The sequence below is a fragment of the Methylocystis bryophila genome, from assembly GCF_027925445.1.
Classification (GTDB): Bacteria; Pseudomonadota; Alphaproteobacteria; order Rhizobiales; family Beijerinckiaceae; genus Methylocystis; species Methylocystis bryophila.
On record NZ_AP027149.1, the window covers coordinates 2,128,344 to 2,142,162 of the forward strand.

A 13,819-nucleotide genomic window follows, 5' to 3' on the forward strand; every position below is an offset into this window, starting at 1 on the left:
CCCGTTTCAGCGAAAGGGGTCGTCGCTCGCAAGATAATCGCGGACGTAAAGCTGCAAGCCTCGCTCGAGCGTCGTCATCGGGCGCTGAAACCCCGCAGCGCGCAGCTTCTCGAGCGACGCGCAAGTATAATACTGATATTTCCCGCGCAAATTCTCGGGAAGATTGATGAACTCGACATTGGCGTTTTGGCCGAGCGCCGCGAACATGATCTTCGCCTTGTCATGGAAGGAGCGCGCGAGACCTGAGCCGACATTATAAAGATTGGAAGGCGCTTGAGGGTTCTTGAGCGCCCAGAGAACGACCTCGACGCAATCGCCGACCCATACGAAATCGCGAAGCTGCTCGCCATCGGCGTAATCGGGGTTGTCCGAGCGAAAGAGACGCGCCGAGCCCTGCTCGCGAATTTGATCATAAAGCTGCGCCGCGACGCTCCGCTGGCCGCCCTTGTGATATTCGTTCGGTCCGTAGACGTTGAAGAATTTTAGTCCGGCCCAGCGCGGCGGCGCTTTTTCGCGCCCCTTGACGCTACCCAGCGCGAAACGGTCGAAGACGTGCTTGCTCCAGCCATAGGGATTGAGCGGGCGCAGCGCGGCGAGATAAGCCTCGTCGAAACGGTCGAGAAAGCCTTGCGCGCCGTCGCCATAGGTTGCGGCGGAAGAGGCGTAGACGAGGGGCAGGCCAGCGGCGGCGCAAAAGCGCCAGAGGTCGACGGAGAGACGGAAATTGTTGCGCGCAATGGCGTCGACGTCCGTCTCCGTCGTTGAGGAGATCGCGCCCATGTGCACGATCCCCTCGATCTTCGAGCGGTTGGCGTCAAGAAACGCCGGGAGATCCTCCGGCGCCACGAGGTCGGCCAGCCGTCGCTTCGCAATGTTGCGCCATTTGAAGGGATCGTCGCGCAGCCAATCGACGATGACGACATCGTCGCCGCTCGCATCGAGCGCTTCAGCGATATTCGAGCCGATGAAGCCGGCGCCGCCCGTGATTAAGTACATGACCGATTCTTTGCCTGTCGGGAGTCGAAATAGGCGACCGCCCGACGCGCCGCCGCGAGGAAATCGGGGGCTGCGTCGTGCGCGGCGATTGCTCCTGCATTCGGCGACGCGACGCGAATGCCCGTGAGGCCGGTCGCGGTCGCCGCGCCCATGTCTGCCTCGCTGTCGCCAATCAGCACCGCCTCTTCGGGGGAGAAGCCAAAATTCGCCATCGCGTCAAGCACCAGACCCGGCTGGGGTTTGCGACAGCGGCAGCCGTCCGTGGGGCCATGCGGGCAATAATAGATAGCCTCGAGGTCGATTCCTTCTTGCGCCAGCATCTCGCACAGACGCCGGTGAATCCTTGCGAGGGTCTCCTCGTCGAAGTAACCCCTGGCGACGCCCGATTGGTTGGTGATCATGAGGAAGCGCAAGCCGGCGTCGCGCATGAGGCGCAGCCCCTCGACCACGCCGGGGGCAAATTCGAGGCCGGCGGGGTCGGCGAGATAAACCTTGTCGATCACGACCGTTCCGTCGCGATCGAGAAGCGCGAAGCGCTTTCCCGTCTGCGCGCCCTCATTCACGTCGATTCTCCAACGCCCGCGTTCATCGACCCGTCGGACCGGCCGTCCCGCGGCCCCGGTTGGCGAAGATCAGAACAGTTTTTCCTTCCAGGTTCTTGGCGTCAGCTCGTTCACGATCTCGAGATCGAGATGGTAGCGGAACGGTCGCGGGCCCTTGCGACGGATATGGTCGATCATCGCCTGCAGCCCGTCCTTCATCTTAACCTTGGTCTTATAGCCGAGCACCTTGCGCGCCTTCTCGGCGGAGCAGGTGGCGAATTTCACCTCCTGCGGACGCCCGGGCATATAGATCGGATCGACGTTGAACTGCAGCAGATTCGCGATGTTGTTCGCGAGGTCGTTGATCGTGACGAACTCTTCGTCGGGACCGATGTTGATCACCTCCCCGACAATGTCAGAACGGTAGGCCATCTCCTTCAGGCAATAGATGTCGTCGTCGATGAAGGAAAAGCAGCGCATCTGCGTTCCATCGCCATAAATCGTCGGCTGACGGCCCTGCATCATGAGATTCATCATGATGCTCGCGACGTTGCGATAGGGATCGTCGTATTTCTGGCGAGGCCCGATGATGTTATGCGGAACGGCGATCACATATTCGACGCCATGCGTCTCGCAAAGATTGCGCAGCATCTGTTCGGCGGCCACCTTGCCTATGCCGTAGGGATCCTGCGGGCGCGGCGTGTAGCTTTCGAGGAAAGGCACCTCATTGACGCCATATCGCGCCATCGACGAGCAGAAGACGATGCGCTTGACCCGGTTGGCGATCGCGGCGCTGAAAAGCGAGACCGAGGCGGTGACGATGTTTTGCGTCACCACATGCGGCGAAAAGACCGACAAGCCCTCGTAGGCGGTCGCGGCGCAATGATAGACGACGTCACACCCCTGGGTGATCTTGACCATCGAATTGTGGTGGCAGCAGTCATATTGAAAATAATTGACCGCGGCGGGAACGTTGTCCAGCTCGCCGCCGAGCATGTTGTCGCAGCCGATCACCTCATGGCCGTCGGCGAGGAACGACTCCGCCAAATGGCTTCCCAAAAATCCCGCGACGCCGCTGATGAAAATACGCATCCATTCCCTTTCTCGGTTTTTTTGGGCAGTTCGCCGCGATGGGGCTTCGGGTCAGGCAGGGGTCACCGGCCGCCCGACCATCGGAGAAGTCCGAGGCCACTGCTTTTCCGGTTAGCTCGTCCCTTGAGCTTGGTCAACTTTCTATAATGCTCGACCGAAGTATTGTACATTTCATCAGCGAGATAAGGATACATGGCGTCGTTTTCTAGCAGCCTTTGCGGTAGGTTGTTCAAAAGCCAGTCCAGCCTGTCGTTATATATTTTCGGCAAATGCCAAATGCCGTGGAACCCAAAGGTCGGGAAGCGCCTTTCGCCATGTTCCACTGCAAAGTGCTCGGCGATGCCCTCGCTGGCAAAGCGTATGCCGTATCTCTCTTCCAGCAAGATCCGGTTCAGCCGACACAGATAATGATCCTCGAGCACAGCCGCGCCCGCATCGGGGGGATGGGTTTCAAGGACCTTGGCGGCCGCCTCCGCCAGACGGCGAGACCGCCAGGAGAACCCCCCATTGCCCACGTTGAGGGCTCGGTGAAACGGCCAAGGCGCCCCGATATAGTCGTAATGATAGAAGTGCGGCGAGAATTGATCGCCTCTCAGCACGAAGCCGTCGTATTGCACGATCAGGAAGAAATCAGTATTTATATATTTGTGGAGTTCAGACAGTATAAAAATGTTATAATCGCGTCCAGATGCGAACTTGTCGATCTTCGTGATCGAGAAATCGCCCCATGCCTGCGGTAAATCGCTCAATATGAGCACTTCATCGAAGGCGAAATTCGCGACGGACTTAACGACGGCCTGGAGGCCGAGCTCATAGGTGTCCGTCGAGACGATGACGAGCGTAATTCCACTTTTTGCCACTGCAGTTCCCCGCTCCGCCTTCTTCGACTTCTCATCCGCGCCGAGACGTCGCCCTCACCAGTTTACCGCGTAGGGCAGCTCGGTCGGCCGTAGGGCCGGCCATGTCGGAGGCGCGAACGGATGGAAATCGCGTAAGCTTTTCCACTCGGTCGGCGCGCGCGACCAGATTTCCCGATAGTAGCGTTCCGTGTCGAAGTCCCGGCTGTGGCCCCAGCTTTGCAGCTTGCGTCGCATCTGCTCGTCTGACCGCACCCAGGAGAAATGCAGCATCGTCTCGTTGCGCGCCAAGCGGGCGTTCGGGTCGGAGAGCGACTCGAATGAGAACGTTCGGCTTTTCAACGTCATCGTGTCTTTGTGCGTGCAGCGCGCCTCGGCGAGCGTTGCGCCCGGGCGCACCGCCACGGGGAAATATTCCTCTACGTGACCGCGTCGTTTCGAGCAGACCTCCAGATACCGCCCATCGGTCGACTGCTGAAAGAAGCTTCGCATCGGCCAGCGGACGCAGGCGACGGAGGCGGGAAAAGCGGCCAGACGCTTGAGAAGGGAAGAGGGGTTCGTCACCACTTCGTCGGTGTCGAGCTGAAGCACCCAGTCCGCATCGCCGGCCCGGGCCAATGCTTCGCGACGCTGTCGCGTCTCGTTCGCCATCGGGGCGTTGCTCAATATCGCATAATCTCCCGGGACGAACTCCATCTTGTTGTCTTTGTCGACCGACTTGGCGCGGTCGAGACATTCGTCGATGGGAAGCGGACGCCCGGTCCAACCGACCTTGTTACGGTCGTAGGAAACGACGATCTTTTCGACGACGTCGTAATAGGACTGGATGCTCGTCTCGAGCCAGGCCGGATCGGCGGCGAGCACATAGGCGCGTAACCGCATGGCGTTCCTCACTTCGATGCGGCGTCGGCGCCGCATCCCTTCGACGCCGACGTATAGAAGTCGATCGCCGCGTTTCTATCCACCATTCGCTTGGCCCCGGCAAGGCGGATGCGCTTCTCGAGCTCCGGTCCGCTCCAGCAAGTCTCGCGCTTGGGCTTGAACGAAGTCGAAATCGATCGCTCTCAGGCACTCGTGCCCCGCTTCGCACCACTCGAGCGACGGGAGATAGCAGGGAGCGCAGGGCGCGGGGGCGTGCAGGATCCTCACGCGTTTGCCGCGGGGCGCCCAAGATTCGATCGGCGCAACTCCGGAAAAGAGGGCGAGCGTCGGAACGTCCAGCCGCGCCGCGGCATGCGTCAACCCGCTATCATTGCCGACATAGAGGTCGGATCTTGCGATGACGGAGAGCGCCTGCGTGAGCGACGTCTCGCCGACGAGCGAGCGAACGCCCGCTCTCTCGCACAGCAAGGCCAGCTCCGGAACGCTTTCGGCTTCCTTCTTCGTTCCAAGCAGGAACACCGAAGCGCCGATTTCGCGCTCGAGCCACGCGCCGAGCCGCAGAAAATTCTCGAGGGGCCAATTTTTGATAGACCTGCCGGAAAATGGATGCATCGCGACGAGGGGGCCGCCGCCGCGAAGAGGAACGTCCGCCTCGTCCGACCCGATGAGCGTGCGCGCCAGGCTTTCGCCGTGAAGCGATTCGTCGCGATGAAAGAAATCGACGACGCTGCGCGCGAGACCCAGCATGAGCATCTGCTGATTGGCGGCCAGGCTGTCTGTGTAGAGGAGATTGGGTCGAGGCGGACCGATGGTCAGAACGGTTCGACAGGCGTCGCTCGCATAGCCGCATTTGTGCGCCGCTTGAACGTGATCGAAGATCGCGCGCGTGTCGGCCTCCACGCGCAGATCGACTGCGAGATCGAAAGATTCCCTCGCAAGTTCGCCCAGGCGCTCGGCGGAAAAGACCGGACTTTCTCCTTGCGCCGTCGGCGCGAAGAAGTCGAGCGTCTCGACGCGGTCGAACATATTGAGCGAGCGCGCCAGCGCCGCATTCCACGGCGCGCACAGAAGCGTCAGTTTCGCCTCGGGAAAGCCTTTGCGAAGGGCGGAGAAGGCGTCGAGCGCCAGAAGAAAGTCCCCGATGTGATCGAGCTTGAGGATCAGCGCGTTCTGAATTTTTGGAGCATTCAGAAAAGCTTCGTAACGCGGGTCGTTCCAAATCTGTGGACTCGCCGCCGGAGCTCGAGGCGGTCGCGCGCAAAATTGTGACTTGTACTCCTGGTTCTGCGAAAGCTCGCTCAGGATCTTGCCGAGACCAGCGCCCTTGGCGATGAGCGACGCATAATATTCAACGGTCTTCGGATCGGGGTTGCGCCCCAGAAAAGGACCGAGCAACTGCTTCGCGATCTGCCGCGCCGACGTTTTCGACCACGTCGGCCAATCGAACCAGCGCATTGCGGAACACCTTTCAGCTGCAGGCCGGTTCGCGTGAGCTCCGCCCGTCCGCCAGCGTCCAGGCTCCTCTGGCTGCGGCGAGCGCAGTCTCTAACCCTCGCCGAGACGGTTGAAAAGAGGCGGGCTTAGGAGACTGCCCTTGGGCGAAAGGCGGCGCTTCGCAAAGAGCAGCGCCCCAGGCAGGGAGAGAGGCGCAAAATCAGCGCTCCGTCCTGCTCGACGCCGTCAGCTAATTCTTCGAGTGGATCGAGTTGCGGCACGTGAATGCTCTCACCTGACAAGTCTTGGCGAAGACCCTACAACAATCGGCATGCGGGTCCTTGTCTCAATCTTCTCAGGCATATTGCTGGTCATTCAAGTTTCTTTTTGCTGTGCAGATCAGTGCTCGCGACAACGCTGGCGCTCGTTGGTCGTGCTTTGCGGCACAGCATAATCTTTGGCCAGCTCCCCGTGATCATGGCGAGGCCCTACATTCGCGCCGCGCCAAAACGGCTTCTGACGTGTGCAGACCAAGCCTATTCGATCTCGGCGTCGAAGCTCTCGGTCGCTTTCGCGTCACCGTAGGAGAAGTGCCACCATTCGCGCGGATAATTCTCAAATCCGACGCTCCGCATGAGCGCCACGAGCTTCTCTCTCGCGCTCTGCGCCGCGCGGCTGACGGGACTTTTCGTCCAGGAGCGACGATCGAAATAATCGAAAGGCGCGCCGAAATCCCAGCCCTTGACGCCGATGTCGACCGCTAATCCCGTCGAATGCGTCGAGCGCTCGGCGATGTAGCCTTGCGCGAACAGTTCCGATTTCGCGACGTGCGGATAATAGGCGTCTTTCGTGCTTTCGTCCGCGCTCTTGGACCATGCGAGAAACGCCGCAACGGCCCTTCGGGGCCGGTAGCAGTCGTACACGACGAGATCGAATCCGCGCCGATGGGCGAGCGCCTGCGCGCGGGCGAGCGCCTGCGCCGCCTCGCGGCGCAGCCAGCATTGCGGCGCGCGGTAGCCGGGCACGGGCGCGCCGGTGAAATTATTCGAGCCCGCGTAGCGCATGTCCTGCTCGATTCCCGGCGCGACGTCGGCCAAGCGCACGAAGCCGGGCGGCGGCTCTCCGGCAGAGGCGGGCGGAATGGCGGCGAGGCCCGACAGTGCTGCGCCGACGAGCAGCTTGGGCAGGGGCTTGAGCAGCCGACGCAGACAAATCTTCATGCGCAGCCATATTGCGCCGTCCGCGCTCGGGACAAGCCCGGCGCCGCGCGATCCCGCTTGCGTCCAACCGATTGTTCGAGGGTGATAAAGGACGAAAGATCAAACCGCTGCGGTAAATTTCGATCAGACAGTCCCAAACTTCTGCGCAAAGTCGCCGACGCGTCGCCGCAAAGCAAAGTTACATGATTTAACATGCTTTTTCATGTCCCGGCGTAGTCGAAGAGCTCCTTCTTGCTGCGGCGCCGCGCGATTAGCGAACGCCTAAGGCGTTGCGGGAAGGCCGAAGCTCGTTTAACATTTGCGCAAGGGGCGGCGGAAGTCGCGCGCAAGGATCGCGCGGCCGTTGAGGGGGGAGCAGCGACAGGCATTTTTGAGCGACGCCGCTCGGCCGGCGCAACGTGGATCGCGCGCTTCACCCGCAAGCATATCGCCATCCCCCTCAATTTACGCGGCGCGCGAGCGCCGGCGCATGAGGGGCGAGATCGCCAGGAGTCGGGATAGCCCGTCCCCTGGCGCCGCCAAGACGCTGTCCCGATTGGAGTCCTTGATGCGAATCGCTGTTCTTGCCGAAACCGACAGATCCGAGCCCCGCGTCGCTGCGACGCCAGAAACCATCAAGAAATTCATTGGCTTGGGCGCGGAAATCGCCCTGCAGGCCGGCGCCGGAGCGGCTTCCGGCTTCGCCGATGGCGATTACGCCGCGGCGGGCGCATCCATCGCCGCCAACGCCAGGGAAGCCGTTGCGGGCGCGGATGTGATCCTGCGCGTGCGGCGGCCGTCCTTGACGGATCTCGCCGGAGCCAAGCCTGGCGCGGCCGTCGTCGCGATCATGGACCCCTATGGCGCCGAGAAGGCCATCGCCGACCTTGCCAAGGCCAATGTAACCGCCTTCGCGATGGAGCTTATGCCGCGCATCACCCGCGCGCAGGTGATGGACGTTCTCTCCTCGCAAGCGAACATCAATGGCTATCGAGCGGTCTTAGACGCCGCATCCGAATATGGCCGCGTCCTGCCGATGATGATGACCCCCGCCGGCACGGTGCCGGCCGCGCGCGTCTTCATCATGGGCGTCGGCGTCGCCGGCCTGCAGGCGATCGCGACGGCGCGCCGCCTCGGCGCGATCGTGACCGCAACGGACGTCCGTCCGGCCACCAAGGAGCAGGTCGAGTCGCTCGGCGCAAAATTCATCGCGGTCGAAAATGAAGAGTTCAAGCAGGCAGAGACCTCCGGCGGCTACGCCAAGGAGATGTCGAAGGAGTATCAGGCCGCGCAGGCCGAGCTCGTCGGCGCCCATATCGCCAAGCAGGACATCGTCATCACGACCGCGCTGATCCCCGGGAGGCCGGCCCCGAAGCTCGTCTCCGCCGCGCAGGTTCGCTCGATGCGTCCGGGATCGGTCATCTACGATCTGGCCGCCGAACGCGGCGGCAATTGTGAGCTTTCCCGACCGGGAGAGACCATCGTGGAGAGCGGCGTGAAAATCATGGCGCCGCTCAACATCGCCGGGCGCACGGCGTCCACGACCTCGAGCCTCTACGCCAAGAACCTCTTGGCTTTCGTCGAGACGCTGATCTCGAAGGAGACGAAGCAGCTCGCGATCAACTGGGACGACGAGCTGGTGAAGGCGACGGCCTTGACCCGCGACGGCGCCGCGATCGCCCGCGGTTGACGAGACGAGGCCCGCAGCGAATCGGGCTGAACGACGGAACGGATTTCGAGGGGAGACCCACTCATGACAGACGACACGCAGCAATTGCTGGAGAAAGCGCGTCAGGCGGCCGAGGCGGCCCGGCACGTGGCCGACCAAGCGCAGGCCTATTCGGAGCAGCTCGCCCAGACCGCCGCCGCCGCCGCGTCGCACGGGCTGGGAGGCGGGGCGATCGACCCTGTGGTCTTTCGCCTCGCGATCTTCGTTCTCGCGGTGTTCGTGGGCTATTACGTCGTCTGGTCGGTCACGCCGGCGCTGCACACCCCGCTGATGTCGGTCACCAACGCGATCTCCTCAGTCATTGTCGTCGGCGCGCTGCTGTCGGTCGGCGTGGGCTCATCCTCCGAACCCGGATCGAGCTTGGCGAGCTGGTTTGGCTTCTTCGCGCTGATCTTAGCGAGCGTGAATATTTTTGGCGGCTTCCTCGTCACCGAGCGCATGCTGTCAATGTATAAGAAGAAGGGCTGACGCGAATGATCGCCAACCTCACGGCTCTTCTCTACCTCGCCTCGGGCATTCTGTTCATTCTCGCGTTGCGTGGCCTCTCCTCGCCCGCGACCTCGCGGGAGGGCAATCGCTACGGCATGATCGGCATGGCCGTCGCCGTCGCGACGACTCTCTTCGTGCAGACGCCGAGCCTTTTGACCCTCGTGTGGATCGTGATCGGCGTCGGCATCGGCGGCGGGATCGGCGCGACGGTGGCGCAGCGCATCGCGATGACCGCGATGCCCGAGCTCGTTGCGGGCTTCCACGCCTTGGTCGGCCTCGCCGCCGTCCTCGTCGCGGGCGCCGCCTTCCATGCGCCTCAGGCTTTCGGCATCGGCGCGCCCGGACACATCGAGGGCGGAAGCCTGTTCGAGATGTCGCTTGGCGCGGCGATCGGCGCGATCACCTTCACGGGCTCGATCATCGCCTTTCTGAAGCTCTCCGAGAGAATGTCCGGCAAGCCGATCCTGCTGCCGGAGCGTCACACGATCAATATTTTGATCGGCGTCGGCATCGTCTTTTGCATGTTGCTCTTCGTCACCAGCGAGTGGGGCTTCTGGCTCGCGGCGCTGATCCTGCTGTCGCTCGTCCTCGGCGTCACGCTGATCATTCCGATCGGCGGCGCGGACATGCCGGTCGTGGTCTCGATGCTGAACTCCTATTCGGGATGGGCGGCTGCGGGCATCGGCTTCACTTTGGGCAATATGGCGCTCATCATCACCGGCGCGCTCGTCGGCTCCTCGGGCGCGATCCTCTCCTACATCATGTGCAAGGGGATGAACCGCTCCTTCATCTCGGTCATTCTCGGCGGCTTCGGCGGCGAGGTGGCGGCGGCGACTGGCGGCAAAGAGACGCGCACGGTCAAGCAGGGCTCCGCCGACGACGCCGCCTACATTATGAAGAACGCCGAGAAGGTCATTGTCGTGCCGGGCTACGGCATGGCGGTCGCGCAGGCTCAGCACACCTTGCGCGAGATGGCCGACATCCTCAAGAAGGAGGGTGTCGACGTCAAATATGCGATCCACCCGGTCGCGGGGCGTATGCCGGGGCACATGAACGTGTTGCTCGCCGAGGCGAACGTCCCCTATGATGAGGTTTTCGAGCTCGAGGACATCAACTCGGAGTTCAGCCAGGCGGACGTCGCTTTCGTGATCGGGGCCAATGACGTGACCAATCCCGCGGCCAAGACCGATCCGCAGTCGGCCATTTACGGCATGCCCATCCTCGACGTCGAAAAGGCGAAGACCGTGCTGTTCCTGAAACGTGGCATGGGGTCAGGCTATGCCGGCGTCGAGAACGAGCTGTTCTTCCGTCCGAACACGATGATGCTGTTCGGCGACGCGAAAAAGACCGTCGAATCGATCGTCAAGGCGCTGGCGCATTGATCCACGCTACGCCTGAGCATATTCGCCCGTTCGACGCCGTCGGCGCGGAACGGGTGTTTTAGCGCAAGGACGGAGAATCTGGCTCGACGCTGCGAGCGCAGCGGCTTTGTCGCGCTTTATTATTCCGCGCGCAGGCCCGTCAACGTGGGGCCGAACCCAATCGGCGCCGGCGGGGCGGACATTCGTCCCGCGTCGCGTGTCCGGTGACGCCGTATCCCTCGTCGAGGTCGATGTCGACCTTGCGGCAATCCGGCAGATTTTCGGCAATTTCGTTCTGCGCGCCAAAGGATTCGGGGCTTGGCGACTGGGCCAGGCGCTCCGGCTCGGAGCCAGTATTTCCCTCCCGAGCCCCGGCGGAAAAGGCGAAACTCGAAGCGGCAAGCACCGCAAAAGCCAGTCTTGTCAAACGCATCGCTGCCGCTCCCGCTCCCGCGTGTTCCTCGAGGCCAATTAGCTTGAGAGGAACCGTTTTCCATCACCAGCTAAGCAATAGGTACAAGCCTTGGCGCGTCTCGACAAGAAAAATCCTCCCGAGCCGAAGCGCGGCCGCGGAAGAACGTTAAATGGTTGATTTTTCATCGAGCAGGCGTGTGATGCGGCTCGCGCGAGGCGCTCGACGCCCGGTTGCGGAGCCCTTGGAGGTCTCCTAGAGCGCGATGCGAAAAAGTGGAAATCGATCTTTCGCGTCGTGCTCTAGGCGCAGCCAGCGCGCTACGGTAGAGCGATTTGGCTCAAGGGTGTCAAGATTCGTTCCAGCTGTTTGATCTGGTGCGACTTCTTGTCGCCTGAGAATAGCGTTCGAAGAACGGGCGCGCGAGTCCGAGCACGCAGCTGACAGCGGCGGCGCGGGGACGACTGGCTGCGCGGGGAGGAGGGAGCCGAACATGGCGCAAGGGAAAAGCTCGGAGTCGGGCGGCGGCGAAAAGTCCGTCACGCCGGTCGAGCTGCGTGAGGCGCTCGAGGAGCGCTACCTGCGCTATGCGCTTTCCACAATCACCGGCCGCGCTCTGCCCGACGCGCGCGACGGATTGAAGCCCGTGCATAGACGCATTCTTTACGGCATGCACATTTTGCGGCTCGATCCGGGCGCGCCGTTCAAGAAATGCGCGAAGATCGTCGGCGACGTGATGGGCTCCTTCCATCCGCACGGCGACCAGGCGATCTATGACGCGTTGGTGCGTCTCGCCCAGGATTTCTCCTCGCGCTACCCGCTCGTCGACGGCCAGGGCAATTTCGGCAATATCGACGGCGACGCCGCGGCCGCCTATCGCTATACGGAAGCGCGCATGACGACGGTCGCGCGTCTTCTGCTCGAAGGCATCAACGACGACGCGATCGATTTCCGGCCGAATTATTCCGGCGAGGAGCAGGAGCCGATCGTGCTGCCCTCCGCGTTGCCCAATCTCCTCGCCAATGGCTCGCAGGGCATTGCTGTCGGCATGGCGACCTCGGTTCCGCCGCACAACGCGGCCGAGCTCTGCGACGCCGCGCTTTATCTGATCGCCCATCGCTCCGCGACGGCCGAGCAATTGCTGAATTTCGTTCAAGGGCCGGATTTCCCCACTGGCGGCGTCGTCGTCGATCGCCGCGAGGATATCGTCGAGACCTATCGAAGCGGACGCGGTTCTTTTCGCCTGCGGTCGCTCTGGCGCAAGGAGGAATTGCCGCGCGGCGGCTGGGTCGCCGTCGTGACGGAAATTCCTTACGGCGTGCAGAAGTCGCGGCTCATCGAGCGGCTGGCGGAGCTCGTCAATGACAAGAAGCTGCCGCTCGTCGCCGATGTGCGGGACGAATCGGCCGAGGACGTTCGCATCGTCATCGAGCCGCGCGCGCGCACGGTCGATCCGGCGCTGATGATGGAGACGCTCTTCAAGCTCTCCGAGCTCGAGACGCGCTTTCCCGTCAACATGAATGTGTTGGTCGACGGGGTCACGCCGCGCGTCGTCTCGCTCGACGAGGCGCTGCGGCGCTGGCTCGATCATCGCCGCGAGGTGCTGCTGCGCCGCTCGCGGCACCGTTTGGCCGCCATCCTGCGCCGGCTCGAGCAGCTCGACGGCATGATCATCGTCTTCCTCAATCTCGACGCGGTGATCCGAATCATTCGCGAGGAGGACGACGCCAAGGCCGCGTTGAAAGCGGCCTTTGGCCTCACGGATCTCCAGACGGATTATGTCCTCGACACGCGGCTGCGCGCGCTGCGCAAGCTCGAGGAGATGGAGCTTCGAAAGGAACATAAGGAGCTGACCGAAGAGCGCGCCGAAGTCGAGGCGCTGCTCGGAGATGAATCCAAGCAGTGGCGCGCCATCGCCGGCCAGATCCGCGAGCTGAAGAAGACCGTGGGCGTGACGACGGCCCTCGGTAAGAGACGAACGCAATTTGCCGATGCGCCGCCGGCCGCCGATCTCGACCTGGCCGAAGCGATGATCGAGCGCGAGCCGATCACGGTGGTCGTTTCTCAAAGAGGATGGATCCGCTCGCTCAAAGGCCATGTGCCCGATATTTCCACGCTCGTCTACAAGGGCGACGATGCGCTGGCGACGGCCTTCTTCGCCCAGACGACGTCTAAAATTCTCCTCTTCGCTTCGAACGGCAAGGTGTTCACGATCGAGGCCGCCAAATTGCCCGGCGGGCGCGGTCACGGCGAGCCGGTTCGTCTCTTCGCCGAGATCGAAGAGGACGCGATGATCGTGACCGCGATTTTGCACACGCCGGGCGCGGCGCTGCTGCTGATCTCGGACGACGGGCGCGGCTTTGTCGCCGGCGAGGACGATCTGCTATCCGCGACTCGCAAGGGCCGCGCCGCCTTGACGGTGGAAGGCGCGGCGCGACTGAAGATCGTCGCGCCCGCACAAGGCGATCATGTGGCGATCATCGGCGAGAACCGGAAGCTCCTCGTCTTCCCTCTCGAGGAGACTCCGCGCATGGCGCGCGGCAAGGGCGTCAGAATGCAGCGCTATAAGGACGGTGGAGTCTCCGACGCCAAGGTTTTCGCGCTCGTGGAAGGTTTGAGCTGGACGGACGCCTCAGGCCGCGTCTTCAACATATCCCGCGCGGATCTCAAAGAATGGATCGGCCACAGGGCGGAAGCCGGCCGCTTGCCCCCGCGGGGATTCCCGCGCAGCAACCGCTTTGGATGAGGCTCTTTTCCTTTGGCCTTCAGCCTGCTAAGGCTCGACCCCATGATGCGCTTAGCCCAGAGACGAATTACTGGCCCGGC

Annotated in this window: 12 protein-coding genes; 4 read left to right on the forward strand and 8 right to left on the reverse strand. The window is 62.5% G+C overall.

All coding sequences use genetic code 11. The annotated features are described in order from the left end of the window. Window positions 1–6: 6 nt before the first annotated feature. From rfaD to QMG80_RS10080, 7 genes are all read right to left on the reverse strand, one after another. Complete coding sequence (rfaD, locus tag QMG80_RS10050) at window positions 7–996, reverse strand: ADP-glyceromanno-heptose 6-epimerase (protein ID WP_085772690.1); 990 nt, start codon at window positions 994–996, stop codon at window positions 7–9. Continuing rightward, window positions 987–1,559: a D-glycero-alpha-D-manno-heptose-1,7-bisphosphate 7-phosphatase gene (locus tag QMG80_RS10055; RefSeq protein WP_085772691.1), complete on the reverse strand. Its 573-nt coding sequence runs from the start codon at window positions 1,557–1,559 to the stop codon at window positions 987–989. The genes rfaD and QMG80_RS10055 overlap by 10 nt, the downstream gene beginning before the upstream one ends. A 69-nt stretch (window positions 1,560–1,628) precedes the next feature. Continuing rightward, on the reverse strand, window positions 1,629–2,630 hold the full coding sequence (locus tag QMG80_RS10060) for an NAD-dependent epimerase/dehydratase family protein (RefSeq protein WP_085772692.1): 1,002 nt from the start codon (window positions 2,628–2,630) through the stop codon (window positions 1,629–1,631). 62 nt (window positions 2,631–2,692) lie between these two features. Next, entirely contained in the window at window positions 2,693–3,490 is a 798-nt protein-coding gene (locus QMG80_RS10065; protein WP_085772693.1) for a DUF5672 family protein, read from the reverse strand. Between the two features lie 54 nt (window positions 3,491–3,544). Continuing rightward, window positions 3,545–4,405 carry a hypothetical protein gene (locus tag QMG80_RS10070; protein WP_085772694.1) on the reverse strand — a complete coding sequence of 287 codons (861 nt, stop codon included), beginning with the start codon at window positions 4,403–4,405 and terminating at the stop codon, window positions 3,545–3,547. A gap of 39 nt (window positions 4,406–4,444) precedes the next feature. Further along, on the reverse strand, window positions 4,445–5,824 hold the full coding sequence (locus QMG80_RS10075) for a glycosyltransferase family 9 protein (RefSeq protein WP_085772695.1): 1,380 nt from the start codon (window positions 5,822–5,824) through the stop codon (window positions 4,445–4,447). 515 nt (window positions 5,825–6,339) lie between these two features. Next, window positions 6,340–7,023 (reverse strand): M15 family metallopeptidase, encoded by a 684-nt coding sequence (locus QMG80_RS10080; protein ID WP_085772696.1) that lies wholly within the window; start codon window positions 7,021–7,023, stop codon window positions 6,340–6,342. Window positions 7,024–7,570: 547 nt separating this feature from the next. On the opposite strand from QMG80_RS10080, the gene QMG80_RS10085 reads away from it, so the two are divergent. The 3 genes from QMG80_RS10085 (at window position 7,571) to QMG80_RS10095 (ending at window position 10,602) form a co-directional block, all read left to right on the forward strand. Beyond that, the gene (locus tag QMG80_RS10085) at window positions 7,571–8,692 is read left to right on the forward strand and encodes a Re/Si-specific NAD(P)(+) transhydrogenase subunit alpha (protein ID WP_085772698.1); all 1,122 of its coding nucleotides are present in this window, start codon (window positions 7,571–7,573) and stop codon (window positions 8,690–8,692) included. A 63-nt stretch (window positions 8,693–8,755) separates the two neighbouring features. Then, window positions 8,756–9,199: an NAD(P) transhydrogenase subunit alpha part 2 gene (locus QMG80_RS10090; RefSeq protein WP_085772699.1), complete on the forward strand. Its 444-nt coding sequence runs from the start codon at window positions 8,756–8,758 to the stop codon at window positions 9,197–9,199. Between the two features lie 5 nt (window positions 9,200–9,204). Continuing rightward, window positions 9,205–10,602: an NAD(P)(+) transhydrogenase (Re/Si-specific) subunit beta gene (locus QMG80_RS10095; RefSeq protein WP_085772700.1), complete on the forward strand. Its 1,398-nt coding sequence runs from the start codon at window positions 9,205–9,207 to the stop codon at window positions 10,600–10,602. A gap of 139 nt (window positions 10,603–10,741) precedes the next feature. On the opposite strand, the gene QMG80_RS10100 is transcribed toward QMG80_RS10095, so the two are convergent. Beyond that, entirely contained in the window at window positions 10,742–11,014 is a 273-nt protein-coding gene (locus QMG80_RS10100; RefSeq protein WP_085772701.1) for a hypothetical protein, read from the reverse strand. Window positions 11,015–11,486: 472 nt separating this feature from the next. On the opposite strand from QMG80_RS10100, the gene parC reads away from it, so the two are divergent. Beyond that, window positions 11,487–13,739 (forward strand): DNA topoisomerase IV subunit A, encoded by a 2,253-nt coding sequence (gene parC / locus QMG80_RS10105; RefSeq protein ID WP_085772702.1) that lies wholly within the window; start codon window positions 11,487–11,489, stop codon window positions 13,737–13,739. Window positions 13,740–13,819: the final 80 nt, after the last annotated feature.

Bases quoted from the DNA above. Each gene is read 5' to 3' on its own strand.
- rfaD (WP_085772690.1), bottom strand. From the start codon at position 996: ATGTACTTAATCACGGGCGGCGCCGGCTTCATCGGCTCGAATATCGCT.
- QMG80_RS10060 (WP_085772692.1), bottom strand. From the start codon at position 2,630: ATGCGTATTTTCATCAGCGGCGTCGCGGGATTTTTGGGAAGCCATTTG.
- QMG80_RS10070 (WP_085772694.1), bottom strand. From the start codon at position 4,405: ATGCGGCGCCGACGCCGCATCGAAGTGAGGAACGCCATGCGGTTACGC.
- QMG80_RS10075 (WP_085772695.1), bottom strand. From the start codon at position 5,824: ATGCGCTGGTTCGATTGGCCGACGTGGTCGAAAACGTCGGCGCGGCAG.
- QMG80_RS10080 (WP_085772696.1), bottom strand. From the start codon at position 7,023: ATGAAGATTTGTCTGCGTCGGCTGCTCAAGCCCCTGCCCAAGCTGCTC.
- QMG80_RS10085 (WP_085772698.1), top strand. From the start codon at position 7,571: ATGCGAATCGCTGTTCTTGCCGAAACCGACAGATCCGAGCCCCGCGTC.
- QMG80_RS10090 (WP_085772699.1), top strand. From the start codon at position 8,756: ATGACAGACGACACGCAGCAATTGCTGGAGAAAGCGCGTCAGGCGGCC.
- QMG80_RS10095 (WP_085772700.1), top strand. From the start codon at position 9,205: ATGATCGCCAACCTCACGGCTCTTCTCTACCTCGCCTCGGGCATTCTG.
- QMG80_RS10100 (WP_085772701.1), bottom strand. From the start codon at position 11,014: ATGCGTTTGACAAGACTGGCTTTTGCGGTGCTTGCCGCTTCGAGTTTC.
- parC (WP_085772702.1), top strand. From the start codon at position 11,487: ATGGCGCAAGGGAAAAGCTCGGAGTCGGGCGGCGGCGAAAAGTCCGTC.